At 72.3% G+C, this 26955-nt stretch carries 20 protein-coding genes and 1 pseudogene; 12 read left to right on the plus strand and 9 right to left on the minus strand.

Annotation, left to right across the window (positions count from 1 at the left end):
* The first annotated feature begins 34 nt into the window (after nucleotides 1–34).
* Together ACQEU8_RS05560 and ACQEU8_RS05565 are read left to right on the plus strand one after the other, a co-directional pair.
* A complete protein-coding gene (locus ACQEU8_RS05560; protein WP_433102157.1) occupies nucleotides 35–1381 on the plus strand; it encodes a 6-phospho-beta-glucosidase in 1347 nt (448 codons plus the stop codon).
* A gap of 132 nt (nucleotides 1382–1513) precedes the next feature.
* Nucleotides 1514–1954, plus strand: coding sequence for a hypothetical protein (locus tag ACQEU8_RS05565; protein WP_433097421.1), 441 nt, complete (start codon nucleotides 1514–1516; stop codon nucleotides 1952–1954).
* Nucleotides 1955–2044: 90 nt separating this feature from the next.
* On the opposite strand, the gene ACQEU8_RS05570 is transcribed toward ACQEU8_RS05565, so the two are convergent.
* Nucleotides 2045–2599 (minus strand): DoxX family protein, encoded by a 555-nt coding sequence (locus ACQEU8_RS05570; RefSeq protein WP_433097423.1) that lies wholly within the window; start codon nucleotides 2597–2599, stop codon nucleotides 2045–2047.
* Between the two features lie 241 nt (nucleotides 2600–2840).
* On the opposite strand from ACQEU8_RS05570, the gene ACQEU8_RS05575 reads away from it, so the two are divergent.
* Nucleotides 2841–3593, plus strand: coding sequence for an SDR family NAD(P)-dependent oxidoreductase (locus ACQEU8_RS05575; protein WP_433097425.1), 753 nt, complete (start codon nucleotides 2841–2843; stop codon nucleotides 3591–3593).
* Between the two features lie 20 nt (nucleotides 3594–3613).
* On the opposite strand, the gene ACQEU8_RS05580 is transcribed toward ACQEU8_RS05575, so the two are convergent.
* The 4 genes from ACQEU8_RS05580 to ACQEU8_RS05595 form a co-directional block, all read right to left on the minus strand.
* The gene (locus ACQEU8_RS05580) at nucleotides 3614–4588 is read right to left on the minus strand and encodes a dihydrodipicolinate synthase family protein (RefSeq protein ID WP_433097427.1); all 975 of its coding nucleotides are present in this window, start codon (nucleotides 4586–4588) and stop codon (nucleotides 3614–3616) included.
* A 35-nt stretch (nucleotides 4589–4623) separates the two neighbouring features.
* On the minus strand, nucleotides 4624–6132 hold the full coding sequence (locus ACQEU8_RS05585) for a sialate:H+ symport family MFS transporter (protein WP_433097429.1): 1509 nt from the start codon (nucleotides 6130–6132) through the stop codon (nucleotides 4624–4626).
* Between the two features lie 159 nt (nucleotides 6133–6291).
* Nucleotides 6292–7428, minus strand: a complete 1137-nt coding sequence (locus tag ACQEU8_RS05590) for an MFS transporter (protein WP_433102159.1) — start codon at nucleotides 7426–7428, stop codon at nucleotides 6292–6294.
* Between the two features lie 140 nt (nucleotides 7429–7568).
* Nucleotides 7569–8747, minus strand: coding sequence for a hypothetical protein (locus ACQEU8_RS05595; protein ID WP_433097431.1), 1179 nt, complete (start codon nucleotides 8745–8747; stop codon nucleotides 7569–7571).
* A 204-nt stretch (nucleotides 8748–8951) separates the two neighbouring features.
* Here ACQEU8_RS05595 and ACQEU8_RS05600 point away from each other — a divergent pair.
* Nucleotides 8952–9191, plus strand: a pseudogene (locus ACQEU8_RS05600) (type B 50S ribosomal protein L31); the annotation flags it as partial.
* Nucleotides 9192–9478: 287 nt separating this feature from the next.
* On the opposite strand, the gene ACQEU8_RS05605 reads toward ACQEU8_RS05600, so the two are convergent.
* Nucleotides 9479–10129: an NAD(P)-dependent oxidoreductase gene (locus tag ACQEU8_RS05605; protein ID WP_433097433.1), complete on the minus strand. Its 651-nt coding sequence runs from the start codon at nucleotides 10127–10129 to the stop codon at nucleotides 9479–9481.
* Nucleotides 10130–10298: 169 nt separating this feature from the next.
* Here ACQEU8_RS05605 and ACQEU8_RS05610 point away from each other — a divergent pair, with 169 nt between their 5' ends.
* Entirely contained in the window at nucleotides 10299–11210 is a 912-nt protein-coding gene (locus ACQEU8_RS05610; RefSeq protein ID WP_433097435.1) for an AraC family transcriptional regulator, read from the plus strand.
* Nucleotides 11211–11381: 171 nt separating this feature from the next.
* Here the strand turns inward: ACQEU8_RS05610 and ACQEU8_RS05615 are convergent, their stop codons facing one another.
* Nucleotides 11382–13934, minus strand: coding sequence for a beta-glucosidase family protein (locus ACQEU8_RS05615; protein WP_433097437.1), 2553 nt, complete (start codon nucleotides 13932–13934; stop codon nucleotides 11382–11384).
* A 367-nt stretch (nucleotides 13935–14301) separates the two neighbouring features.
* Here ACQEU8_RS05615 and ACQEU8_RS05620 point away from each other — a divergent pair, with 367 nt between their 5' ends.
* The 3 genes from ACQEU8_RS05620 (at nucleotide 14302) to ACQEU8_RS05630 (ending at nucleotide 19044) form a co-directional block, all read left to right on the plus strand.
* A complete protein-coding gene (locus ACQEU8_RS05620; protein ID WP_433097439.1) occupies nucleotides 14302–15354 on the plus strand; it encodes a cation diffusion facilitator family transporter in 1053 nt (350 codons plus the stop codon).
* A gap of 549 nt (nucleotides 15355–15903) precedes the next feature.
* Complete coding sequence (locus ACQEU8_RS05625) at nucleotides 15904–17850, plus strand: AMP-dependent synthetase/ligase (protein WP_433097441.1); 1947 nt, start codon at nucleotides 15904–15906, stop codon at nucleotides 17848–17850.
* Nucleotides 17851–17889: 39 nt separating this feature from the next.
* Nucleotides 17890–19044 (plus strand): isoaspartyl peptidase/L-asparaginase family protein, encoded by a 1155-nt coding sequence (locus tag ACQEU8_RS05630; protein ID WP_433097443.1) that lies wholly within the window; start codon nucleotides 17890–17892, stop codon nucleotides 19042–19044.
* Between the two features lie 71 nt (nucleotides 19045–19115).
* Here the strand turns inward: ACQEU8_RS05630 and ACQEU8_RS05635 are convergent, their stop codons facing one another.
* A complete protein-coding gene (locus tag ACQEU8_RS05635) occupies nucleotides 19116–20603 on the minus strand; it encodes a 3-hydroxyacyl-CoA dehydrogenase (protein WP_433097445.1) in 1488 nt (495 codons plus the stop codon).
* A gap of 136 nt (nucleotides 20604–20739) precedes the next feature.
* Between ACQEU8_RS05635 and ACQEU8_RS05640 the strand changes: the two genes are divergently transcribed.
* Both ACQEU8_RS05640 and ACQEU8_RS05645 read left to right on the plus strand, forming a co-directional pair.
* Complete coding sequence (locus ACQEU8_RS05640; protein WP_433097447.1) at nucleotides 20740–21684, plus strand: LysR family transcriptional regulator; 945 nt, start codon at nucleotides 20740–20742, stop codon at nucleotides 21682–21684.
* A gap of 52 nt (nucleotides 21685–21736) precedes the next feature.
* Complete coding sequence (locus ACQEU8_RS05645) at nucleotides 21737–22966, plus strand: acetyl-CoA C-acetyltransferase (RefSeq protein WP_433097449.1); 1230 nt, start codon at nucleotides 21737–21739, stop codon at nucleotides 22964–22966.
* Between the two features lie 126 nt (nucleotides 22967–23092).
* Here the strand turns inward: ACQEU8_RS05645 and ACQEU8_RS05650 are convergent, their stop codons facing one another.
* Nucleotides 23093–24064, minus strand: coding sequence for a helix-turn-helix domain-containing protein (locus ACQEU8_RS05650; RefSeq protein WP_433097451.1), 972 nt, complete (start codon nucleotides 24062–24064; stop codon nucleotides 23093–23095).
* A gap of 402 nt (nucleotides 24065–24466) precedes the next feature.
* Between ACQEU8_RS05650 and ACQEU8_RS05655 the strand changes: the two genes are divergently transcribed.
* Nucleotides 24467–25786 carry a glutamine synthetase gene (locus ACQEU8_RS05655; protein WP_433102161.1) on the plus strand — a complete coding sequence of 440 codons (1320 nt, stop codon included), beginning with the start codon at nucleotides 24467–24469 and terminating at the stop codon, nucleotides 25784–25786.
* Entirely contained in the window at nucleotides 25787–26941 is a 1155-nt protein-coding gene (locus tag ACQEU8_RS05660) for an amidohydrolase family protein (RefSeq protein WP_433097453.1), read from the plus strand.
* Nucleotides 26942–26955: the final 14 nt, after the last annotated feature.

Consider the following 26955-nt stretch of genomic DNA (forward strand, 5'->3'; position numbering starts at 1 on the left):
GGCAGGCGCCACGGGCACGGCCGGCTCCGACGGTATGCGGCTCACCGTGCTCGGCGGTGGCGGGTTCCGGGTTCCGCTGGTCCACCGGGCGCTGCTGGACGACGCCGGGGGTCCCGATGCCGCCGGGCGCTGCACCGAGCTCGTCCTCCACGACACCGACCCCGCGCGGCTGGCCGCCATCGGCGCCGTCCTCGCCGAGCAGGCCGCACAGCACCCGGGCCCGGCGCCCGCCGTACGCACCACCACCGATCTGGACGAGGCGCTGGCCGGCACCGACTTCGTCTTCAGCGCCATCCGCGTCGGCGGCCTGGCCGGGCGGGTCCGCGACGAGCAACTCCCGCTGGCCGAGGGGCTGTTGGGCCAGGAGACCGTCGGCGCGGGCGGAGTGCTCTACGGGCTGCGCACCGTTCCGGTGGCCACGCACATCGCCGAGCGCATCGCGGCGGTCGCCCCCCGGGCGTGGGTCATCAACTTCACCAACCCGGCCGGTATGGTCACCGAGGCCATGAGCCGGGTACTGGGCGACCGGGTCGTCGGCATCTGCGACTCGCCCGTCGGACTGTGCCGCCGTGCCGCGCGCGCCGTCGGCGCCGACCCCGACCGCGCCGACTACGACTACGTGGGCCTCAACCACCTGGGCTGGCTGCGCCGCATCGTGGTGGACGGCACCGACCGGCTGCCGGAGCTGCTGGACAACACCCCGGCGCTGGAGTCCTTCGAGGAGGGCAAGCTCTTCGGCGCCGAGTGGCTGCGCGCGCTGGGTGCCCTGCCCAACGAATATCTGCACTACTACTACCACCACCGCGAGGCGCTGACCGCGATCCGTGAAGCGGACGCCACCCGGGGCGAGTTCCTCGCCCGGCAGCAGGAGGGCTTCTACGCCGAGCTCGCGGGCGGCGGCGCACACACCGGCGGCGCCTTCAAGGCGTGGGACGCCACCCGCCGCGAACGTGAGGAGACGTACATGGCGGAGAGCCGCCAGGCGTCCGGCGGCTGGCAGCGCGACAGCTGCGACCTGGACGGCGGCGGCTACGACCGCGTCGCGCTGGCTCTGATGCTGGCGATCGCGCGCAATGAGCGCACCACCCTGATCCTCAACGTCCGCAACCGTGGCGCCGTACCGGGCGTCGACGCCGACGCGGTGGTGGAGGTGCCGTGCCTGGTCGACGCCGGCGGTGCCCGCCCGCTGGCAACCGGCCCGGTCGCCCCGGACCAGCTGGGGCTGATGCTTCAGCTCAAGGCCGTCGAACGCAGCGCCATCGAGGCCGCGACCGACATGTCACCCCGCGCCGCCCTGCGTGCCCTCGCCCTCCACCCCCTGGTCGACTCCGTGCACGCGGCGGAACGCGTGCTGGAAACAGCACGTCCGCTGGGGAGTTAGCCCGGGGGCATATGTCGTCTGAGACGGTGATCTCTCTCCGCCGCATTCGGCCCACCGAACAGCTCCGGCCGCACTAGGCTCCCGGTCGAGTTCTGGGCAAGTGCTTGGCCGTCGGACGCGGAGGAGAAGAAGGTGCGCAGGACAGTCTCGGGAGTGGCCCTGGTCATGGCTGGCGTTCTGCTGACCGGCTGCGGCGGTGAATCAGGGGACGGCAAGGGAGACGGCGGCGACAAGTCGGCGGCGGCGAAGTCGAAGAAGAAGCCGGCGCAGCCCGAGACCCATGAGGTGACCCTGACGGTGAAGGGCACCGGCTCCTCGCAGATCGGCTGGGCGGCCGGCTCCAGCCACTTCGGGACGGCGACGCTGCCCTGGAAGAAGACGACCGCGGTCACGCTCGAAGGGGCGGAGTTGAAGAACGGCGTACAGCTGTACGTCACTCCGCAGGCCGTGAAGGGAGCCGACGGCAAGTTCGTCTTCCCACCGTGCGTCCTCGAGGTCGACGGCAAGAAGGTGGACGAGAACCCAGGTGGTGACAGCTCACAGGGCTGCAAGTACACCCTGAAGGGCTCCTGAGGCTCCCCGGGCCTCAGGGTTCCTGAGGCCCGGGGAGCCGCGGCAGGCCCGGGGAGCCGCGGCCCGCAGCCACGGCACCGCGTCCGTTCGCTACTTGGAGCGGGCCGGATTCCCGCCGCCCGGCTTGCAGTGCGCGAGCCGGGCCACGCCCGACTTGGGGGCGGCATGCCGGACGGGCAGCGGGCAGTGTCCCGCCTTGTGCTTCTTGCGCTGCTTCTTGAGGTGGGCCCGCACCGCCTGGGCCACCGCCTGGTGGTTGGCGTCGCTGACCACAGCCAGCAGGCCGCCCATGATGGCGGTGTTCTTGCCGAAGTGGATGCGCTGGGCAGCGCGCTGCCCGGGATCCTCCTCCTCCCAGAACGGGTGCCCGGCCAAGGTGGTGGGCAGCAGTGAGGCGGCCAGCGTCAGCGCGGCGGTCCGCGGGACGCGTCCCGTGGTGAGCAGCGCACCGGCCACCACCTGTACGGCTGCGTTCACTCGTACGAGCGTCACATCGTCGCCGGGCAGCGGGATCTTCTCGCGCAGCTTGTCCAGGAAGGGCGCCGCCATGGAGGCCGGAGGCTCGGGATTGCTCAGCGTTCCCACCCCCGCATTGACGAAGAACGCGCCGAGAAGCGGGCGGGAGACCAGTTGCAGAGGTGTCATCCGGAGTCCTTGGGTGCGGGCGGTCGGAGGGCGCGGCGGCAGTGCCGTCACCGCCATGTCACGCGTACCACGACCAGCCCGCAACCCGGAACCCTCCGTACGGCGCACGACCGGCCCGCGGCAACCGAGCGGGCTCCGTGGGGCGCTCACCCGGATGCGGTGGCGGCGGTGCGGCCCGCGGCAGTGGGGTGGAGGGTGACCAGGAGGGCCGGACGCGGGCACCGAGCGGGAGGTCGAACGGATGAGCGGCGAGTTCGAGGGCAGGGCCGCGCTGGTCACCGGCGCCGCCTCCGGTATCGGACTGGCCGTGGCCCGCCGGCTCGCGCGGGCGGGTGCCTCGGTGGTCGTCGCCGACCATGACGAGGACGGTGCCCAGCTGGCGGCGGGCGAGCTGGAGACCGCGGGGGCGCGCGCCGAGGCGCTGGTCGTCGACGTCACCGATCCGGACTCGGTACGCGGGGCCGTGCGGTTCACCACCGAGACCTTCGGCTCGCTCGATCTGGCGGTGAACAACGCGGGGGTGAGCGGCCCTTCGCTGCCCACGGGCGAGTACGAGATCACCGCCTGGGACCGGATCATCGCCACCAACCTCAGCGGCGTCTTCTACGGCCTGCGGTACGAGCTGCCCGTGATGTCAGCCGCCGGCCGGGGCGCCATCGTCAACATGGCCTCCGTCCTGGGCACCCACGGCTTCGCGGGCAGCCCCGCCGATGTGGCCGCCAAGCACGGCGTCGTCGGGCTCACCAGGACGGCGGCGCTGGAGTACGCCGACAAGGGCGTACGGATCAACGCCGTAGGGCCGGGGTTCATCGATACGCCGCTGCTGCGCGAGACGGACCATGCGATGCACGAGCGTCTCGTCTCCCTGCATCCGCAGGGCCGCCTGGGCACGGCCGAGGAGGTCGCGGAGCTGACGGCGTTCCTCCTCTCCGACCGCGCCTCCTATGTGCAGGGCAGCTATCACCTGGTGGACGGCGGCTACGCGGCGCAGTAGCCCCGCCCCTCCCCTCCGGGTCACACCGGCCCCAGGCCGGCCTCCTCCAGGTGGCGGGCGACCAGTGCGCGCTCGTCGTCCGTGAGGGGACGCATGGGCAGCGGGGTGATGGCCGTGTCGATGACTCCGCGTCGGCGCAGGGCCTCCTTGAATGCGCCGATGGCAGCCGAGTAGGTGCCGATCCGCGCGGGGTCGCCCACGGTGGTCAGCGCGAACAGCCGCCGCAGCCTGGCCTGTTCGGCCGCCGCCTCCTTGGCGTCGCCGCGCCGCGCCGCCCGGTGGAGGGCGACGAAGCCGTGCGGGTCCACGTTGCCCAGGCCCGGCACGATGCCGTCGGCGCCCAGGGCGAGGGCGGTGTCGGCCATCGTCTCGGAGCCGGTGAGCACCGCGAACCCGGTGCCGCGTGCGCCGTTGGCCTCGGTGAGTTCGAGGAGGGTGCGCATCCCGTCGAGGTCGCCGCTGCTGTCCTTGAGGCCGGCGAGCACCCCGTCGGCGGCGAGTTCGGCCGCGACCTGCGCGGGGAGCTTGCGCTGGACGTTGCCGGGGATGTCGTAGGCCCACAGCGGCAGTTCGACGGCTTGCCGCACCGCGCGGAAGTGGTCGGCCATCTCGCCCGGATGGGTGGGCGAGTAGAACGGCACGGTGGCTACGACGGCGTCCGCGCCCGCGTCCCGCGCGGCGCGCGCCTGCGCGATGACCCGGTTGGTGGTCATGTCGACAGCCCCCACCAGTACCGGAACGGAGCCGCCGGCCATCCGCCGTACGACGCGCAGCGCCGCCAGCCGCACCTCGTCGGTGTGGTAGGCGAGTTCGCCGGTCGACCCGTTGACGAACAGCCCGTCGACCCCGGCGTCCAGCAGGAACCCGCACAACCGCTCCAGCGAGCCCACATCCAGCTCCCGCTGTGCGGTCAGCGGCGTACACAACGGCGGAATCACACCGCTGAGGGCTGCACGGTCAGGGGTGACGGGTCCGGACGAGGGCTGGACGGTCATCGGGTCGGTGTCCCCTCACTCATGTCTGCTGCGAATCAATCATGCTCTGCCGCCAAATCCTTCCCGCCGTCGCGGCGGGAACCCTGGGGGTACCTCCCGGCCGGAGGCTGGGGGAAGCGAGGCTCCGGCGGCAGTTCGACGGCCGCGACCGAAACGTCCGCCCGGAACAGCCTCTGCGCACGCGCCGGCGCGTCGACCGCGATCAGCACGATCACCACCAGGGTGAGGGAGAACGTCAGCCAGGCGAGGGACGGCCCTAGGCTGTGTCCGCCCGCCAGTGAGGCGCCCAGCACGGGCGCCACCGCACCGCCGAGTGAGCCGACGTTGTAGGTGAAGCCGAGCCCGGCCGCGCGCTCCGGGGTGCGGAAGTAGCCGCCGATCAGCTTCGGCAGCAGCCCTGAGATGCCCTGCGCGAACATCTGCTGGAAGAACAGCAGCAGCGCGAGCCAGACCGTCTGACCGCTGTCCATGGCGAAGACCGGCAGCACGAAGAGCATCGACACGCACAGCGAGGCCACATAGGTGCGCCGGGTGCCCCACCGGTCGCCGAGGAACCCCACCAGCACACAGCCGGCCACGTTCCCGAACCCGGCGAAGAACAGCATGTCGCTGACGGTTCCCGGGGAGAAGTCCAGGTCCTTCTTGAGGTAGGTGGGCAGCAGCGCCTGGATGGGCCACGAGTAGAGGAACGCGCAGAAGACGGTGATCATCAGCGTCACCATCGTCGGCGTACGGCCACGGGCGAACTGCGCGGCGAACAGCACGAATCCGGCGGCGGTGAGCAGGGCGAGCGGCCAGGCGAAGCCCCCGGCGCGTTCGGTGAACAGCAGGAACAGGCTCACCCCCACGACGACGGTGACGGCGTGGTTCAGCAGCGCGTGGCGGCCGCGGTACAGGACCGTGACGAAGTCCCGCCGGGTAGCCGGCACGTTCGCCGTATCCGCCCCGTCGGCGGCCGCGGCGCGCGCCTGCTCCCAGTCGTGGGACTCCTTCAGCCCGCGGCGCATCCACAGAGCCAGCGCGATGGGAACGACGCCGAGGAAGAACATCGCCCGCCAGCCCCAGGCGGGCACCACGAAGCGGTAGACCTGCCCCGCGATGATGGCGCCGACCGCGTAGCCGGAGATGAGCAGCGCGCTGGCGCGGTTGCGGGCCGCGACGGGCCAGCTCTCGATGACGTAGGTGGCGCTGGCGGAGTACTCCCCCGCCATGCCGAGGCCGAGTACCAGCCTGGCGGCGAACATCGACCAGTAGCCCCAGGAGAGTCCGCAGGCCAGCGAACCGAGGGAGTACAGCACGATGCTGAGGATCATCGCGGGTTTGCGGCCGTATCTGTCCCCCACCGCGCCGATGGCCAGGCCGCCGAACCAGCGGGAGATGAAGGCGGCGGAAACCAGCGTGGCAGCGGTGACGGTCGACAGGTCGAAGGCGTCGGCGACTTCCGTCAGCACCAGGGTGATGAGCACGAAGTCGAAGCCGTCCATGAGGTAGCCGAGCCAGGCGGCGAACAGCGTCTTGCCGTCTTGTCTGGTCAGTTTCGCCATCGCGGAGCGCCCCTTCGGCCGCCGGAAAGGATCACACGTAGGACATGGGATGTCCTGACGTGGCGGGACGCTACACGCGCCTGCCGGACGGGGACAAGGGGGTGTCCGGCCGTACGGTGCAAGGGAGTTGAGGCGACCCTCCGGTGCGGCGGAGCAGCCTCAGCCGCTTGTGGCGAGCGCCGCCGCCTCCGCCTTTCTGGTCCGCCACAGCCAGGCACCGACGCCGGACGCGAGCACCACGACACAGGCGGCGAAGACCAGTCCCGCGTCGCGCAGCCCGAGCCCGGTGCTGAGGGCGCCCACCCCCACCACCGGCAGCGAGATACCCAGATAGGCGACGACGAACAGCGCCGAGATGGTGCCGCCCCGGCGGTCCTCGGGTGCCCGGGCGCTGACCGTCGCCATGGCCGAACGGAACGCGAGCCCTTGCCCGACTCCCCCGGTCACGGCGCCCGTCACCAGCAGCACCAGCGAGCTGACCACCAGCGACAGCCCCGCCTGCGCCATGCCGGCGACCAGTCCCAGACAGCCCAGCGGCAGCGCCACCGGAGGGCCGATCCGGCCGGTCAGCGACTGGCCGAGCAGCGAGGCGCAGAAGACGGAGAAGACGACAGCGCCCGAGACCGCCAGATTGCCGATGTGCAGGGTTCCGGTCATGAAGCCCGGCGAGACCGCGGTGAACAGGCCGAAGACGGCGAAGCCGGTGAAGCACGCCAGCCCGGCGGGGACGAACACCGGCCGCACCTCGCGCGGCACCTCCATCCCGCGCGGCCGCAGCCGGGGCCGCGGGCCGTCCCGCCGTACGGTCTCCGGCAGCGCCAGCGTCCAGGCGAACCCGACGGCCAGCAGCGCCAGATGGGCGGCGAAGGGCAGGGTGAGCGGGCGGGGCGCGTACTGCGCGAGGAGGCCGGCCAGCAGCGGTCCGCAGCCGAGTCCGCCCATGTTCGCGGCGGTCGCGGCGAAGCCCCGGCTGCCGCTCGGCGCCAGTTCGAGGACGGCCGCGGTGGCCGCGCCGCTGAAGAGCCCGGCGGCGAACCCGGACAACAGCCGCCCAGCGAACAGCCACGGCAGCCCGCCCTCCAGCAGGAAGCACCCGGCACTGGCCGCCGAGAGGACGATCGCCGCGAACAGCACCGGCCGGCGCCCCAGTTTGTCGGAGAAGTCACCGGCGACCAGCAGCGCGGCGATCACGCCGACGGCGTAGACGGCGAAGACGACCGTCACCATCAGCTCACCGAAGCCGAGTTCCTGCCGGTAGAGGCCGTAGAGCGGGGTCGGCAGCGTGGTGCCCGCCATGCCGACGGCGAACACGAAGGTCGCCGCCGCGTACCACAGCAGACGACGCGGGGGCGCGGCGGCGGCTTCGCCGCTGTGCGGGGTCACGGCTGCCGGCCCTGGTGGCCCTGGGCGCTCACTCCCCGGCGCTCCCCCGGCCCCTACCCGGCCCAGGTGTAGCGGACCACGCCCGCGATCCGGTCGTGCTCGGCCAGCGCGTCGTCGGCCACGAAGACCACATCGGCCTCGGTGGACAGCGCCGACTCCACCGTCTCGTCCACGATGTCATCGCGCACCTCACCCGACTCGTCGCTCACCGCGTCGTCGGCGGCGGGCGAGAGATGGCCGCTGGTCAGCCGCACCTTCTGCCGGTACGTCTCCTCGACGACCAGCAGCGCCAGCCGGCCCTCCTGGGCCGCCCGCCACACCTCGTCGATGCCCGCGACGAACTCCTTGCGGCCCATCGCGTCGCTGAGGTCGCGGAGCGCCCGGTCGGCCCGGGTCCGGAGGAGCTCGTCGCGCGCGGGTGCGATGGCCTCGTACACCACGGAGGCCCGCGCGTTGGCCAGCCCGCCCTTGGGCACGGTGGCCAGCGCGTTGCGGGCCGCGTGCGTGCCCACGTCGGCCAGCGCCGTCAGCCCGTGCTGGAGCCCGGCCACCAGCAACGGGCGCGGCTCGTTCTCCAGCACCTTGGCGAGGTCGGCGTCCACGTCCCGCAGATGCTGGAGCGCCGCCTCGTCGCGGTAACCGGTGGTGTAGACCCCGGTACGGGAGGCCCGCTCGCGCTCGGAGACGTTGGTCTCGTGCTCGACGGGGAAGCCGTAGCGCTGCTCTTCGGTGAGCTGCTCACCCGCACCGCTCCACAGCCTGGCCGTGTCCTCGTCGAAGGTGAGAACCCAGTACGGGCGGCTCTGGGCCCGGGCCGCGACGAGGTTGCGGGTGAGGAAGGTGTCGTTGATGACGATGCGTTCGGTGTCGGCACGCCGGGTCAGATGCCAGAACTGGTGCTCGCCCTGGGCGGCGAAGACGACCAGTGTGTCGAGCGCGTACATCAGGTCGAGTTCGTTCTCGACCTGCTCCAGCTGCTTGATCACATCGGCCCGCACCGCCGCCGTGACCTGCGGATCATCGGCGAGCCGCCGCCCGGTCTCGGCGATGAGATTCCGCAGCCGCACCGGGTCCTGCAGCTTGTCCGGCTTGGTGCGGTGGGTGGGAAGCACCAGGGTGACCGCGGGGTAGGGGCGCGGCTTCCGCAGATTGGCGAGGACCTCGTTGGTCAGGTCGTTGGTGCGCATCCGTACCTCGTTCCGGAAGGGGACGACGACCGCACCCTCCAGCATCTCGCCCGACCCGGAGCTCCGCACCTCGGAGCCGCGGAGACCGCGGGTACCCGCGGTACTGGCCGCCGGGCCTGCGGGTACCCGCAGGTACCGGCCCCTCCGGGCGAGGCCGCAGGGCGGGGCGGACCACCAGGCGGGATGCCCCGGCGGGAGTGCGGACGTAGCCTGGATGGGGCGCCCTGTACGTGGGGGAAGGAGCGACTTGTGAAGTCTGATACTCACCCCGAATACCGCGAGGTGGTCTTCCGTGACCGGGCGGCCGGTTACGCGTTTCTGACGCGTTCGACGGCCACCAGCGACACCACGATCGAGTGGGACGACGGGCGCACATATCCCGTCGTCGATGTGGAGATCTCCTCCGAGAGCCATCCGTTCTACACCGGAAAGGCGCGAGTCGTGGACTCCGAAGGCCGGATCGCCAAGTTCCGCCAGCGCTACGAGGGGACGTCGCCGGACGCCATCCTGCACGCCGCCCCCGACAGCGAGCCCACCCCCGAGGACCTCGTCATGGCCACCGGCCGCGACCTGTCGGAGGCGAACCTCCAGTGGGCCCGCGAGCGCATTGCGGCCGAAGGCCGCGCAGCGCTGGATCGACGGTTGCCCTGACCCGTGAGGGCTGCGCTTGCCCACCCTGCGCTCTGGGGGTACCCCCTGCTCGAAGAGCTTGGGGGAGCAGACTGCCCAAGCACAGTAGGAGGGGTCGCCCCGGAAGGGGCACCCCGCCCGCAGGCTCAATGGGCGACGGTGAAGCGCTCCCTCACATGCTTCGGGTTCTCGATCTCGTCGAGGACGGCGACCGCGTAGTCCTCCATGGAAATGTGACTCTCACCGTTCTCGTCCACGACGAGCTCGTCCTTGCCGATGCGGTAGGTCCCGGTGCGCGCACCGGGCTCGATCGTCGCGGCGGGACTGATATTGGTCCAGCGCACGTCGTGCACACCGCGCAGGTATTCGAGGGCCTCGCCGTGCGCGTGCATGATCTGGAGCACCGTGTCGGGCAGACCCTCGGTGTCCCACACCCTGGAGCCGTCCGGCCTGCGCAGCGACCCCGCACCGCCGACGAACACCAGCGACGGCGCTCCGGCCCCGAGCGAACGCAGCCCGGTGACCAGTGACTCGGCGGCGGGCCTGATGGTGGCCAGATGGCCGGGACCGTCCTTGCCGCCGACCGCGCTGACGACGACGTCCGCGTTCCCGCCGACGGCCGCGACGGACTCGGGCGAGAGCACATCGCCGGTGGTGACCGTGACGGCGTCCCGGGAGGCGACGAACTTGCCGGGGTCGCGGACGACGGCGACGACCTGGTGGCCGCGGTCCAGCGCCTCGCGGACGATCCTGCTGCCGATGTTGCCGTTGGCGCCGAAGACGGCGATGTTCGCCATGGTGGTACTCCTGTTGCGCTGTGCGGACGAGGGAGGGGTGCGGGGAGGGGAACACCGCGCGGGTGGCATTTTTCCGCCACTGTTCGCGCCGGGTTCTCCCTGCCGGAAAGCCGACACCTCGAAGCTAACCGGGCATCGGCCACCCCGCGAGGTAAGGTCACGACCAGCCATGGTGAGAACCGGACAGTCCACCGCATCCGCATCCGCCGCGATCCCCGAGCTCCCGTACGCCCCGCCGCCGGGCGTCGCGGCCACGGGCCTCGAAGTGATGACGCTGTCCGAGTTGCGGGACCGCATGGCGCGCGCCGGTCAGCGGCCGGCGGACCCGCAGCGGCCGGACTTCCACCAGCTCTTCGCCGTGGAGTCGGGAACACTGCGCCAGTCCGTTGACTTCACCGAGCACACCACCCCGGCCGGCGGCTGGCTGTGGGTACACCCCGGGCAGGTGCAGCAGTACGACGAGCTGGACGACGCCGAGGGCACGCTGATCCTCTTCCAGCCCGCCTTCCCCGGCCCGGCGACGGCGGAGGCCGTGGGCCTGGACGAAGCGTCGGGCGCGGTGGCCCGGCACCCGTACGGCGAGCACGCCCGCGCGGTCCGGATCGCCCTCGACCACCTGCGCTTCGAGTTCGCCGCGGAACGCCACCCGCCCGCGCAGAGCGCCCATACGGAGGTGCTGCGCCATCTGCTGGCGGTGCTGCTGCTGCGGCTCGTCAAGCTGACGGAGCCGGACGGCGAGGAGGCCGACGCGGCCACGCCCTCGGACACCTTCCGCCGGTTCCGCGCCGCCGTCGAGCAGGACTTCGCCCGCACCCGCCGCGTCGCCGACTACGCGCGTGCCCTCGGCTACTCGCCGCGCACCCTCTCCCGGGCCACCCGCGCCGCGGTCGGGCTGGGCGCCAAGGAGTTCGTGGACCGCCGCGTCGTCCTGGAGGCCAAGCGCCTCCTCGCGCACACCGACCGCTCCGCGGCGCGTATCGCCGCGGCTCTCGGCTTCGCCGACGCGACCAACTTCGCCAAGTTCTTCCACCAGCGCACCGGCACGGCCCCGGGCGCATTCCGCGCCTCGGTACGGCGCTGAGGGCAGGCCATCGGCGCTTCGCCCTCCTGGGGGCCTCCGCGCCCCTGTGACCGCCATGTCTGGGTGACCCCTTCTCCCCTGTTCTGGGGAGGGGGTGCCCCTGCCCGATGCTCGCAGGCTGCGGGTGGGTTGTGGCTTGTCGCGCAGTTCCCCGCGCCCCTTCGGGGCGCTCTAGGTCGGGAGTTTCAGTTCCAGTTCGGCCGTCAGGCGGATGTCGGCGGCGCTGCGGCCGGCGGCGAAGTGGTGGGGGCCCGGGGTCGGGTGCCAGGTGGCGTGGGTGTCGTCCCAGGTCTGGGCGACGCGCAGCGGGACCTGCAGGTGTGCTTCGACCGCGCCGCCTGCCGGGGCCTCGACCACGGCGAAGGCCGCCAGCCTGCGGTCCGGGCCCTCGGGACCGAGATAGAGCTGGACGACCTCGCGGCCCGCGCGGGGGCCGATGTTGCGGACGCGGACGGTGGTCCGGGCGACGGGGCGGTACGGATCGCCGTCGGAGGCGGCCTCCAGCGCGGTGATGTTCAGCGACTCGTACTCCCACCGGGTGTAGCCCAGCCCGTGCCCGAACCAGTAGGCGGGCTCGGAGCCGGCACGCTTCCAGGCGCGGTAGCCGATGTACGGGCCTTCGGCGTACGGCAGTTGGCCGTCGCTTCCGGGTACGACCTGGCGTACCGGCACGTCGCCCTCGGCGTCCGGCCAGGTCGTCGGCAGCCGCCCGCCGGGCTCCGCGGCGCCCAGCAGCACATCGGCGAGGGCTTCGCCGCCCGCCTCGCCCGGGAACCAGCACAGCAGTACCGCGGACACGTCCTTCCGCCACGGCATCAGCACGGGGGCGCCCGCGTTGACCACGACCACGGTGCGGGGGTTGACCTCGGCGACGCGGGCCACCAGTTCGTCCTGGTGGCCCGGCAGGGCGAGGGAATCGCGGTCGACACCCTCGCTCTCGGACTCGTCCGTGGTGCCGACGAACACCACCGCGCAGTCCGCCTCGGCCGCCGCACCCACCGCCCGTTCGATCAGCTCCTGTTCGGAGACGGCAGGCGCGCCGTAGCCGAGTTCGAAGGAGACCAGCCCGAACAGGCCGCCGACCCCGTACGCGGGGACGGAGTGCAGTAGGCGGACGGGCAGTGGCTTGTCCGCCTCCGCGTCCAGCAGAAACGTCCGCTGCGGAGGGTGCAGGAAAGCGGCGGCCGGGTCCTCGCTCTCGGCCTGCAGCTCCGCGTCGTAGAGCACCCGGTCCGCCGCCTCCAGCCGGAAGTGGCCCACGCCGCGCACCGCGAGCCGGTGGGTGCCGCTCTGACGCGGGGTGAACTCGCCGACCAGTTCGACCCGGCCCAGATCGGCGAAGGAGACGTCGCCCGGCAGGCTGCCCATCCACCGCACGCTGCCGTCGCGCTGCTCCACGCGGGCAAGCTCCGCGTCGTCCAGGCCGTGCAGCACGGCGGTCAGCCGGAAGCCGTCGGCGTCGGACGCCGGGGCCAGCCGGGAGCGGGGGTCGGGTCCCGGCTCGTAGGTCACGTCGGTTCCGGCCCCGGCCGCTGTACGCAGCGCGTCCAGCGGGGTGGCCACCCGTTCGGGGAAGACCTGTGAGCTGCCTCCGCCGCCGAACCGGGGCGCGGAGGCGTGCAGTCCGCTGACGGCGATCCGGCGTACGGCGCCCTCGGCGGACTCCGCGGGGCCGCCGGTCCGGAGCGGAAGCGCGGCGTTCTCGTTGCGCAGCAGCACGAAGGAGCGCGTGGCCAGGTCGCGTACGGTGGCGGGCCCGTCGAGTGGTGCGGGCAGCGTGTCGGCCGGCACGGCGGGCGGCGCACCGTCCAGGACGCCGACGCGGGCGGCGAGCAGCAGCACCCGGCGGGCGAGCATGTCCACCGTCTCCTCGGCCACCCGGCCCTCGCGGACGGCCGCGACCAGATGTTCGCCGTAGACGGTGTCCGGGCCCGGCATGGCCAGGTCGAGGCCGCCGCGTACGCAGCCGAGGGTGGAGCGGGCGCCGGTCCAGTCGGAGACCAGCGCTCCGTCGAAGCCCCATTCGGCGCGCAGCACCCCGTTGTTGAGCACGTCGTGCTCGCTCATCGTCACGCCGTTCACGCTGTTGTACGCGGCCATGACCAGCCAGGGGCGGGCGGTGCGCACGATGCGTTCGAACGGTTCGAGGTACAGCTCGCGCAGGGTGCGCCCGTCGGCACGTACGTCGACGGTGTAGCGGTCGGTCTCCGCGTCGTTGGCCACGTAGTGCTTGGGGGTCGCGGCAACGCCGCCCTGTTGGAGGCCCGCGACGAGTGCGGCGCCCAGCACGCCGGTGAGCTGCGGGTCCTCGGAGTACGCCTCGTAGTGCCGCCCGCCGTAGGGGGTGCGGTGCAGATTGACGGTGGGGGCCAGCACCGCGTGGGCGCCCTTGCGGCGGGCCTCCTGGGCGAGCAGCAGCCCGGCGGTGCGGGCCGCCTCGGTGTCCCAGGTGGCGCCGATCGCGGAGGGCGAGGGCAGCGCGATGCTGGGGTCCTCGGGTGTCCAGTTTTCGCCGCGCACCCCGGCCGGGCCGTCGGAGAGGACGAGCCTGCCGAAACCGGGCGCCGCCCCGGCGCCGACCGGGCCGACCGACCACATGTCCGTACCCCCGAGCAGCGCCACCTTCGTCGGCAGGTCCAGCCCGGCGAGCGCGGCCTCGACGGCGGCATGCCGGGAGGCGGAGGCGTGCGGGGAGGCAGCGGCATTCTGGGAGCTACGGTCCATTCGACTCACACCGCTCATGTCGCTCTTGTCGATCACTGGCTGTGGCCAGCCTCTCAGATCCGGTGCTCGGGGGCGCTGCGAAAGCAGTCGGAGTGGTCACGATGCAGGACGGCGCGGCAGCCGCACGGACCGTATCGGGCGGGTCGGCCCGCAGGCTCGCGACGACAACGGAAATCATAAAGAAACCGCAGGTCAGAGCGGTGTTGTTGGTTTTGACAACGGTCACCGATGCAGCCTTTGCACCCTCGGCGCGTGGTGGGTTTCACTGCACTCAGCCCGACACCGCGAGGGGGCGGCGGACCACGGTCGCCGACGGGCGGTGGGGCACCTTCCGGCCGGAGGCCGGGAGGGTCGCCGAGAGTCATCTATGGGGAGGACCGACGTGGGCGGGAGAGACCAGCACCACCAGGGACAGCCGGGCCACGGCCATGGGCACGGGCACGGGCACGCCGGGCATACGCACGGCGTCTCCGCCGGGGCCGACCGCCGCTGGCTGTCGATGGCGCTCGCACTGATCACCGCGTTCATCGTCGTCGAGGCGGGCATCGCCGTACTGGCGGGCTCGTTGGCGCTGCTGTCGGACGCGGCGCACATGCTGACCGACGCGGTGTCGATCGTGCTGGCGCTGGTCGCGATGCGGCTGTCGGCGCGGCCCGCACGCGGCGGCTACACCTTCGGGCTCAAGCGCGCCGAGATCCTCTCCGCCCACGCGAACGGTCTCACCCTGATACTGGCCGCCGGCTGGCTGGGCTACGAGGCCATACGCAGGCTGATCAGTCCGCCCGAGGTGACGGGCTGGATGGTGCTGACCACGGCGCTGGCCGGCATCGTGGTGAACCTGCTGGCCACCTGGTTCCTGTCCAAGGCGAACCGCTCCTCGCTCAACATCGAGGGCGCCTACCAGCACATTCTCAACGACCTGTTCGCCTTCATCGGCACAGCGGTGGCCGGCCTCGTCGTCCTGCTCACGGGCTACGCGCGGGCCGACGCCATCGCCACGCTGCTCGTGGTGGGGCTGATGCTGAAGGCGGGCTACGGGCTGCTGCGTGACTCCGGCCGGATCTTCCTGGAGGCGGCGCCGGTCGGCCTCGACCCGGACCAGGTGGGCGACGAACTGGCCGCGGCCGACTCGGTGACCGAGGTGCACGACCTGCACATCTGGACGATCACCTCGGGCGAGCCCGCGCTGTCGGCGCACGTCCTGGTGGAGCCGGGCGGCGACTGTCACCGGGTGCGCCGCGACCTGGACCGGATGCTGGCCGAGCGGCACGGACTGACCCACACCACCCTGCAGATCGACCACGCCGCGGACCGGCTGCCGGCGGGCGCGCACGCGCTGTCCGCGACCGCTGCGGCCGGTGCGGGGCACTGTGCGACCCCGCACGGACCGGTGCACCACGACGGACCGCACGAGCACTGATCCGCCCAGGAGAGGGGCCGTTCGGCCCTGCTGGGCTGAGCCGGTGTAGGGCACTCTGAAGGAAGTCCCCGGGCGTCTCCCCGTCAGACGCCCGGGCCGTGCCACCGCTGGGCAGCCGCCCGCGGCCTGTGGGGGGTCCGCGGGCGGCATCAACGGCCCGATCCTCGGCGGGCCCGATCCCAGCGAGGGCACACATCGCATGGGCCGCCGCCGTCAGTAACGGCCCGGCGTGGATGACGGCGATCCGGAGCGGGGAGTTCGCAACAGAGCCGCGGGGGGCGATCCGGATCGCCGGGTCCGGCGGGTCTTCCCCGCCCTCCGTTGTTCCGGTCAGGGGGTGCCCCTATCCGACGCTCGCGGGCTGCGGGTGCTTTGTGGCTTGTCGCGCAGTTCCCCGCGCCCCTTCGGGGCGCATCCCCCAATGAAGCTTGCCCAACTCCCTCTGCCGCGCCCATTGATTTCTCCTTACGCACGAGTAAGTTGACTGTCCTGTCACCAAGCGCGCGCAGCACAGCGCAGCGCGTCGGCACCCGCGAACAGGAGCCGAAGATGGGCGTCTGGAAAGACCTCAGGACAGCGAAACGGCGCGGCGACCTGGCAACACGTGGCCCGGTGAAGGTGCTCAAGGAGAACGGCACCGTACGCGAGGCACGTGCCGAGCCCCTGGTTCCGCCCACCACCTCCGGCAGCCTCGCCGACCTCCCCTTCACCAACGCCGCCGAGGCACCCGACGCGATCGTCGTCCGCCGCAAAGTCGCGGGCGAGTGGCTCCCGGTGTCCGCAGCGGCCTTCGCCCGCGAGGTCACCGAGACCGCGAAGGGGCTGGTCGCGGCCGGGCTGGAGCCCGGAGCGCGGGTCGGGCTGATGTGCCGTACGCGCTACGAGTGGTGTGTGCTGGACTTCGCCGTCTGGGCGGCAGGCGGCCAGACCGTCCCCGTCTACGCCACCTCCTCGACCGAGCAGATCGAGTGGATCCTGCGCGACTCGGGCGCGGCCTTCCTGTTCGTCGAGACGGCGGAGCACGCCGCCACGGCGGAACCCGCGCTGGCGGCGCAGCCACAGCGGCCGCGGCTGTGGCAGATCGACCCGGCCCCGGGCGCACGGTCCGCACTCGCCCAACTCGCCGACGCGGGACGGGAGATACCCGATGCGGAGCTGACCAGGCGCCGCGCGGCCCTCGGCCCCGACACCGTCGCCACCCTCTGCTACACCTCCGGCACCACCGGGAAGCCCAAGGGCTGCGTCCTCAGCCACGGCAACCTGCACGCCGAGGCCGCCAACACGGTCGAGTTGCTGCACCCGGTCTTCAAAGAAGTCACCGGCCAGACGGCCTCGACGCTGCTCTTCCTGCCTCTCGCGCACATTCTGGGCCGGACCATCCAGATCGCCTGCATGTACGCCCGGATCGAGTTCGGGCACTGTCCCAGCATCAAGCCCGACGAACTCCGCCCCGAACTGCGCTCCTACCGGCCGACGTTCGTCGTCGGGGTGCCGTACCTCTTCGAGAAGATCCACGACACCGGGCGAGAGACGGCCGAGAAGCTGGGGCGCGGCTCCTCCTTCGACCGCGCCGACCGGATCGCGGTGCGCTTCGGCGAGGCGTATCTGCACAAGTTCCTGGGCACCGGCAACGGCCCCTCGCCGGGCCTGTATCTGGCCTGGGGCCTGTACGACCTGCTGGTCTACCGGCGTGTCCGCAAGGAGTTGGGCGGCAGACTGCGCTACGCCATCAGCGGCGGCTCACCGCTGGACCGCCGCCTCAACCTCTTCTTCTACGCGGCCGGCATCGTCGTCTACGAGGGCTACGGGCTCACCGAGACGACCGCCGCCGCCACTGTCACACCGCCGCTCAGCCCGCGCCCGGGCACCGTCGGCCGCCCGGTGCCCGGCACCGCCGTACGGATCGCGGACGACGGCGAGGTGCTCATCAAGGGCGGCATCGTCTTCGGTTCGTACTGGAACCAGCCGCAGGCGAGTGCCGAGGTGCTGTCCGACGGCTGGTTCGCCACCGGTGACCTCGGGGAGCTGGACGAAGACGGGTATCTGACCATCGTCGGCCGTAAGAAGGACATCCTCATCACCAGCGGCGGCAAGAACGTCTCCCCCGCTCCGCTGGAGGACCGGCTGCGCAGTCGGCCACCGGTGGCGCAGTGCATGGTCGTCGGCGAAGGCCGCCGCTATGTGAGCGCACTCGTCACCCTCGACCCGGAGGCGGTGGCGCACTGGCTCAGGGTGCGCAAGCGGCCCGCCGACACCCCGCTCGTCGAGCTGCGGGACGATCCGGAGCTGATCACCGCCGTGCAGCGGGCCGTCGACTACGCGAATGAGGCGGTCTCCACGGCCGAGTCCATCCGCCGCTTCCGCATCGTCGACGGCGAGTTCACCGAGGAGAACGGGCTGCTGACCCCGTCCCTGAAAGTGAAACGCAAGGCCGTGGCCGAGGCGTACGCGGCCGAGATCGACGCCCTCTACAGCGAACGGGGTGCGGAGCAGTAGGGTGCGCGCGTCCCAGGTCGCGGACCGAGGAGGATGGGCATGCGTGCTCGGATACGGCTACGTCCACGTGTACGTTCCCTGCGTCCCGTACATCCCGCAGCGTGGCTGACCCCGGCGCTGGCCGCGGCGACCACGCTGGCGGTGGTACTCGTCGCCGTCCCCCGGGACGGTGGCGGCCCACCGGGCGGTACACATGACAACTCCCCCGGTTCCGCCGCTGCGGCAGCCGCACCCGCGCCCGCCGGCAAGGCGGAGCCGGACGCACGCGATGTGGTGCTCGCCGTGCACGGCGGCGCCGGAACCGCGCTGAAGCGGGACGAGACCAGCCCGGAGAAGGAGAAGGCGTACCGGGACGGTCTGCGGCGGGCGTTGCGCGCCGGGCAGCGGGTGCTGGACGCGGGCGGCAGCAGCACGAAGGCCGTGGAGAAGGCGGTACGCGTCCTGGAGGACGACCCGCTGTTCAACGCGGGCAAGGGCGCGGTCTTCACCGCCGACGCCGGACATGAGCTGGACGCCTCGATCATGCGCGGCTCGGATATGAAGGCGGGCGCGGTCGCCGGCGTGAAGCACGTACGCAATCCGATCACCGCGGCCCGGCTGGTGATGGACGAGACCAAGCATGTGCTGCTGGCCGGGCAGGGCGCCGACGACTTCGCGGCCCAGCAGGGTCTGAAGCCCGTGACGCAGGACTACTTCTACACCCAGCGGCGCTGGGACGAGCTGATGAAGGCCAAGGGCAAGCAGCCCGTCAAGGACGCCACCAAGGGCACGGTTGGCGCCGTCGCGCTCGACCGGAAGAAGGATCTGGCCGCCGCCACCTCCACCGGCGGGCTCACCAACAAGATGGCGGGCCGCATCGGGGACTCACCCGTCATCGGCGCCGGAACGTACGCGAAGAACAGCACCGTCGCCGCCAGCGCCACCGGGCAGGGCGAGGTCTTCATCCGCGGCGCGGCCACCGCGACGATCTCCGATCTGATGGAGTTCAAGGGCAAGGACGTGGCCTCCGCCGCGTATCAAGTCCTGATCGAGCGGCTGCCGAAGCTGGGCGGCGACGGCGGGGTCATCGCGCTGGACCGCGCCGGCACCTTCGACGCGCCGCACAGCAGCGAGGGCATGCTGACCGGTTACCTCACGCGGGACGGCCAACTCGTCACCCGGATCTTCCAGGACGAGTCGCCACCCGGCCGGTGAGGTTGCGGGGCACGCCGATGTGGCCGTACCCGCCGAAGGCCTGCAGGCAAGCGGCGGAAAGAGGGCGCGCGTCATTCCGGCAGGCGGGCCATCGGGGTGCTCAGCGGCAGGCGCAGGCTCCCCCGCTGGGTGAGCCAGGGGGTGGGGCGATAGCGGGGGTCGCCGGTCTCGTGGGCGAGGGCCCGCAACAGGGCGAGCATCCGGGCGGAGCCCACACTGTCGCCCCAGGCCAACGGGCCCTGGGGATAGCCGAGGCCGAGAGTGACGGCCACATCGATCTCGGCCGGCTCGGCAACACCGCGCTCGGCGATACCGGTGGCGACGTTCACGATCGAGGCCAGCAGCCGCTGCGCGACCGACCCGGCGGTATCCCGTACGACGGACACCGCGTGACCGTCCCTGGCGAGCACGGCGACGGCGTCCCGTACGGCGTCGTCGCGGGTGGCGGGGGTCACCGCCAGTACCCGGCGCGGTGTGCCGAGGGACAGCGGGTCCACTCCCAGAGTGCGCTCCGCGGGCAGCCCGTCCGCGGCGACCGCGGCCGCGACCGAGGTGCCCCAAGTCGGCACCAGGACCAGGGCATCCTCGGCGGCCGCCGACGCGGTGGCCACAGCGGCGAGTTCGTCACCCGTCGTCCGCACGGCCCGCGCGGGGTCGCCTCCCTCGATCCGGGGCTCCGGGAGCGAGGGCCCCGCCTCCCCTTCGCCGTACGCGTAGAAGCCGCGCAGGGACTTGCGCCCGTACAGCCCGGCCGCGACCCGGTTGGCCGGCAGATAGGAGGGGCGCAGCCGGTCCGCGTGGCGGAAGCCGTCCCAGACGGTGTCCATCACGGAGGCGGTCACATCGAGCCCGGTCAGGTCCATCAGTTCGAACGGCCCCATGCGCAGCCCGAGTACGTCGCGCGCGATCCGGTCGATCGCCGCGTGCCCCGCGACGGACTCCTCCAGCAGCGCGAACGCCTCGGTCACCAGCCCGCGTCCGGCGTGGTTGACGAGGAAGCCGGGGGTGTCGGCCACCGTGACCGGGCGGTGGCCGGACTCCGCGACCAGCGCCGTCAACAGTTCGGGAACGCCCTCGCGGGTGGCGGCGCCCGGCACCACCTCGACGAGCTTCATCAGCGGTACGGGATTGAAGAAGTGCAGCCCGGCCAGCCGCCCCGGATCGGCGAGCCGGGCGCCGATCCGGGTGACGGACAGCGACGAGGTGTTGGTCGCGAAGACGGTCGAGTCGGGCAGCACCCGCTCCAGGCCGATGAACAGCTCCGCCTTGACCTCCAGATCCTCCAGCACGGCCTCGATCACCAACTCGGGAGCCGCACCGCCCCCGGCAAGGTCGTACGGCGAGTCCAGTGCCAGCAGAGCGCCGATCGCGCGGTCGGCCGCCGCGCGGCTCATCCGGCCCTTCTCCACCGCCCGTTCCAGCATTCCGCGGACGAACGCGACCGCGTCGGCCACCGCTTCGGGCCGCGCGTCGGCGAGTTCGACGGTGTGCCCGGCCATGACGGCCCACTGCGCGATGCCGCGCCCCATGGTTCCGGCTCCGACCACCCTGATCCGCATGAACGGCTCCCTCTCCTGCTGCGCGGGCCTACACTGACAGCCCATTGATCCGCGTCCGACACCAAATTAGAGTCTTTTTGAGACGAGCAACAGATCAGTGGCCGCTTCAGGCCGCCTTTGTGAAAGTGAGCCCGCCGTGGAGCTGCGCTACCTCGCCGCGTTCGTCGCCGTGGCCGAGGAACTGCACTTCGGCCGGGCCGCCAAGCGGCTGAACATGGCTCAGCCGCCGCTCAGCCAGCAGATCCGCCAGCTGGAGAAGGAGCTGGGGGTGCGGCTGTTCGAGCGCAGTACCCGCTCGGTACGGCTGACCAGCGCGGGCGAGTCCTTTCTGGCGCCGGTCCGCAAGGTGCTGGCGGACCTGGACGCCGCCACCCGGATCGCCAAGGCCGCGGGGCGGGGCGAGTCCGGCCGGGTGAGCGTGGGCTTCGCCGGCGCCTCCAGCCACCGCACCCTCCCGCTGCTGACCCGCGCGGTACGGACCGCGCACCCCGGAATCGAGCTGGTGATGCAGGGCCAGAACTATGCGAACCGGGCCCTCGCCCGGGTCGCCGAGGGCTCTCTCGATCTCGGCTTCGTCCGGCTGCCGGTGAGCAGAGCGGGCGTGGCGACCCGGGTGATCGCCGAGGAGGAGCTGATCTGCGCACTGGCCTCCGACCATCCGCTGGCCCGCCGGGAGCGGGTGGACGTCGCGGACCTGGCGGGCGAACCGTTCGTCAGCTTCCCGGCCGACACCGGCTCCAGCCTGCGCGATGTGACGTTCCAGACCTGCGAGCGCGCGGGACACATCCCGCGTGTCGTACAGGAAGCACCGGACTCGTACACCATCCTCGCGCTGGTGGCGATGGGCGTGGGGGTCACCCTCACGCTCACCTCCTGCACCCACATCCAGCAGACGGGCCTGGTCTACCGCCCGCTCGCGGGGCCGCCGGTGGTGCTCCGCGCGGCGCTCGCCTGGCGCCCGGACAACCCGTCCGCCGCGCTGCACAGCGTGCTGGACGTCGCCAACGAGGTGCTGCCCACCCCGCCACCGCGGACGCCGGATCCCGAGGAAGAGCCGCACTCCGCGGCGGAGACCGGGTGACCGGCGCTGCGCCGCCCGCCCGACCGTCCCTCAACCCCAGGAAGGCCACCGCATGTCCGACACCGACATCGTCATCTGCGAACCCCTGCGCACCCCCATCGGCCGGTTCGGCGGGGCGCTGGCGGGGCAGCGGCCGCAGGCGCTGGCCGCCCTGCTGATCTCCGAGATCGTGTCGCGTACGGGCATCGACCCGGCGCGGGTCGACGAGGTGATCCTCGGCCACGCCTACCCCACCTCGGAGGCCCCGGCCCTGGGCCGGGTGGCGGCGCTGGACGCGGGGCTGCCGGAGTCGGTGACGGGAACCCAGGTCGACCGGCGCTGCGGTTCGGGCCTCCAGGCGGTGCTGGACGCCGCGATGCAGATACGGGCCGGGTTCAGCGAGGTCGTCATCGCGGGCGGCGCCGAGGTGATGAGCGCGGCCCCGTACTACACCCACGAGGGCCGCTGGGGCATCAACGGCCCGGGGCTGACCCTGCACGACTCCCTCGCCCGCGGCCGGGTCACCGCGGGCGGCGAGAACCATCCGGTGCCCGGCGGCATGATCGAGACCGCCGAGAATCTGCGCCGGGAGTTCTCCGTCAGCCGCGAGGAGCAGGACGCGCTGGCGCTCCGCTCCCAGCAGCGCGCCGGACGGGCGCTGGCCGAGGGCAGGTTCGAGGCGGAGACGGTGCCGGTGACCGTGCGGACCCGCAAGGGCGAGACGCGTATCGACACCGACGAGCACCCCCGCCCGGACACCACCGCCGAACAGCTGGCCGGGCTGCGGCCCGTACGGCTCAGGGAGGACCCGGAGGCCACCGTGACCGCGGGCAACGCCAGCGGTCAGAACGACGCGGCGGCCGCCTGCCTGGTCACCGGCGCGGAGACCGCCGAGCGGCTCGGACTGCGGCCACTGGTACGGCTGGTCTCCTTCGCCCGGGCAGGCGTGCCCGCCACGACGATGGGCCTGGGCCCGGTACAGGCCACCCGGGACGCGCTCGCCAAGGCCGGGCTGGGGCTCGCGGACCTCGACCTCATCGAGCTGAACGAGGCGTTCGCCGCACAAGTCCTCGCCTGCACCCGCGCCCTCGGACTGACCGAGCGGGACCACGAGCAGCGGATCAACGTCAACGGCTCCGGCATCTCCCTGGGACACCCGGTGGGCGCCACGGGCGCACGCATCCTCACAACCCTGGCCCACGAGATGCGGCGCACCGGCGCCCGCTACGGCTTGGAGACAATGTGCATCGGCGGCGGCCAAGGCCTCGCCGCGATTCTCGAACGCCTACCCGACACCAACTGACCCCGCGTGGGGGCTGCCGCCCCGTCAGGGGCGCGGGGAACTGCGCGACCAGCCACAACTCACCCGCAGTCTGCGGATGTCAGCAAGGGGCAGCCCCTCCCCAGCACCGGAGAGGGCGAACAAGCTCTAGCGCGAGGCGAGGCGGCGCACGACTGGCTCCGCGGACCCATCGCCCGGCAGCTCCTCGGCGATCTCCCGCAACATGTCCCGCGTCCGGGACGGCGGCAACGAGCGGGTCACCAGCCGATCGGTGACACGACGGTACGCCTCGATATCGGCGTCGTCCTCAAGGTACGTGGCGCTGTGCAGCTGCTCCAGGTAAACGATGTCAGGCAGTTCGCTCTCGGGCAGCCGCAGCAGCGTGACGGGGCCTCCCGCTGCTGCGTGTCCGCCCGCGCTGAACGGCATGATCTGCACCGTCACATGCGGCAGTTCGCTCATCGCGCTCAGGTGCCGCAGCTGGGCCCGCATCGTGGCCGTTCCGCCGACGGGGCGGCGCAGCGCGGCCTCGTCGATGACGGCCCACACATGCGGGGCGCGCGGACCGTAGAGGATCTGCTGGCGCCGCATCCGCAGGTCGACACGGCGCCGGATGCCCGCCTCCGGCTCATCCTCGTGGAGCAGTTCGATGACGGCGCGGGCGTACTGGCTGGTCTGGAGAAGTCCGGGCACGAACTGCACCTCGTAGGTGCGGATCACGCTGGCCGCCTGCTCCAGGCCCAGGTAGGTGTGCAGCCAGTGGGGGACGACTCCCTGGAAGGACTGCCACCAGCCGGGAGTGTTGGCCTGCTCGGCGAGCGCGGTCAGCACCGCGCGCTCGCTCTCGTCCGTGACGCCGTAGATGGTCAGCAGGTCCGCGATGTCCCGCAGGGCGCAGCCGGTACGGCCCTGTTCGAGATCCCGGATCCGCTGGTGGGTGACCCGAATGGCCTCCGCGGCCTCCCGGCGGGATATGTACTGTGCCTCGCGCAGTCTTCGCAGCCGGATCCCCAGCACCATCCGGGGTACTGCCGGGGACGCGCCGCCTCCTTCCGCCGAACCGTCCTGCACGGCGTCTCTGGCGGCCGCTTCACCGCCAGTGACGTCAGTGATGTGCATACCGCTGCTCCCGTACCGTAGCCGCATGGGTCTCGCCACCTTCCAAGTTTCCCTCCCCGCTCCGATGTGCCCTCATTGGGGTACCTGCCCAACTAGCCCTGAAGTCAGGCACGTCGTACCCAGGCTTCTTGCCGTTGGCACATCCCACAGCGTGCGAAGACGCTGATCCCGCACGGTTCCGGCACGGATCCGGGGCCCAGGCGCACGGCGACTTGCCCTGATCGCGAAGGGGGAGTAAACGCCTCGTGCATGGGAACGACACGGCGGACGCCGGCCTCCGGAACGGACACGGCACGGACCACAGCGGACACGACGCGGCACCCCGGCCACCGGCGGGACCGGGACCCCGCGCGCGACCAGGAGCGGGCCCGGGCCGCCGCGGCGCGGCTCGCCCGGGCCGGGGTGCACGGCACGGCGCTCACCTGGGTGGACAACGCGGGGCTCACCCGCGTCAAGGCCGTACCGGCGAACCGGCTGCCGCAGGCCGTCGCCACCGGCGTTGGCATGTCCCCCTGCTTCGACGTCTATCTGGTCGACGACTCCATGACGGCCAGCGAGCACATCGGCGGCCCCGACGGGGATCTGCGGTTGGTACCGGACCTGGACCGGCTGACGGTGCTGTCGGGGCAGCCCGGCTGGTCCTGGGCGCCGGTGGACCGCCACGAGCAGGACGGCACGCCGTACGCGGCCTGCCAGCGGGGCTTCGCACGGCGGATGGCCGAACGGGCGCTGGCCGAGCACGGCATCGAGCTGCGCGCCGGATTCGAGACGGAATGGGTGGTTGTGCGCGGCGCGCTGCCGGAGGCGGGCGGCGAGCCGGCGTATCCGACGACCGGCCCGGCCTACGGGATGGCGCGGCTGGTGGAGACCTCGGACTATCTGCGCGATGTCCTCGCGGCACTCACGGCTCAGGGCATCGAGGTGCTCCAGATCCATCCCGAGTACGCCGGAGGCCAGTTCGAGGTGTCGGTCGCGCCCTCCGATCCGGTGGGCGCCGCGGACCTGGCGGTGCTGGTGCGGGAGACCGTACGCGCGGTCTCGCTCCGGCACGGGCTGACGGCGTCGTTCGCGCCGGTGGTCGACCCGGGCGGGGTGGGCAACGGCGGGCATCTGCATCTGAGCCTGTGGCGGGACGGCCGGAATCTGTGCGCGGGCGGCGAGGGGCCGTTCGGGATGACGCGGGAGTGCGAAGCGTTCCTGGCCGGGGTGTTGCGGGAGATGCCCGCGCTGCTGGCGCTGGGCGCCCCCTCCCCCGCCAGCTATCTGCGGCTGCGGCCGTCCCGCTGGGCGGGCGCCTTCCAGTGCTGGGGCCTGGAGAACCGGGAGGCCGCGCTCCGCTTCATCGCGGGCAGCGGGACCGCCGCGGACAGCGCGAACGCCGAGGTCAAGTGTGTGGACTCGGCGGCCAACCCGTATCTGCTGGTGGGCGGCGTCATCGCGGCGGGGCTGGCCGGTCTCGGCGACCTCGCCGGGGCTGACCCGGCCGCCGCCCGGCTGCCCGCACCCGTGGCGGGCGACCCGGCGCTGCGGGAGTCGGGGCCCCGGCCGCTGCCCGGCTCACTCGGGGCCGCGCTGGAGCACTTCGAGAACTCCGCCGTGCTGCGCCAGGCGCTGGGCGAGCCGCTGTTCGGCGCCATCCGAGCGGTGCGGGCGGGCGAGATCGAGCTGTTCGAGGGAACAAGTGAACACGAGATCGCCGCCGCGACCCGGGGGAGGTACTGAATGCCGACGTCCATGCCCGCGTTCCCGCCACTGATCGACCAGCACTGCCACGGGGTCCTCAGGGCGGGCCCCGACCCTGCCGCGTTCGAGAGCTATCTGACGGAGGCCCACCTCCCGCAGCGCCCCGCTCCCGGCACCGGCTCCGCCGCCACCGACACCGGCCCGCCGTTCAGCTACTTCGACACCCAACTGGGCTTCGCCGTACGCCGCTGGTGTGCACCCGTGCTCGGCCTGGAGCCGCACTGCGAGCCGTCGGCCTATCTGCACCGGCGTGCCGAACTGGGCACCACCGAGGTGACCGGCAGGCTGCTGCGGGCCAGCGGCATCTCCGCCTTCCTCATGGACACCGGGCTGCCCGGCCCGCTGCTCACCCCGGGCGAGCTGGCCGAGACGGCGACCGCGGAGGCCCATGAGATCGTCCGGCTCGAACGGCTGGCGGAGCGGGCCGCGGACACAGCCCGCGACACCCACGCCTTCCTGGCCGAGCTCTCGGACAGCGTGCGTGAATCGGCCCGCAACGCCCGGGGCTTCAAGTCCGTGGTCGCCTACCGCTGCGGCCTGGACCTCGACCCCGCGCCTCCCGGCACCTCGGAGATCTACGCCGCGGCCGACCGCTGGCTGGCCTCCCGGGTGCAGGGCGGCAGGCTCTCCGACCCCGTACTGGAGCGGCATCTGCTGTGGTCTGCCGTACGGACGGGCCTGCCGCTGCAGTTGCACACCGGCTTCGGCGACCCGGATCTGCGCCTGGACCGCTGTGATCCGCTGCTGCTGACCGAGTTCATCCGCGCGGCGGCCCCCTACGGCGTCCCGCTGATCCTCCTGCACTGCTACCCGTACCACCGCGGTGCCGGCTATCTGGCCGCCGTCTTCCCCCATGTCTACGCCGACTTCGGCCTCACCCTCACCCACACCGGCGCCCGCGCCCGCCATGTGCTCGCTGAACTGCTGGAACTCACCCCGTTCGGCAAACTCCTCTTCTCCACCGACGCCTACGGCATTCCGGAGCTCTATCTGACCGGCGCCCAACTCTTCCGCGAGGCGATGACACACCTGACGGAACAGTGGGTCGAACGGGGCGAGTGGTCACCGTCCGACGCGGAACGGGTGACGGCCATGATCGCGGGCGGCACCGCGAGGCGGCTGTACGGCATCTGATCTTCACGTCGCCG

The sequence above is a fragment of the Streptomyces sp. CA-250714 genome (assembly GCF_050936705.1).
Classification (GTDB): domain Bacteria; phylum Actinomycetota; class Actinomycetes; order Streptomycetales; family Streptomycetaceae; genus Streptomyces.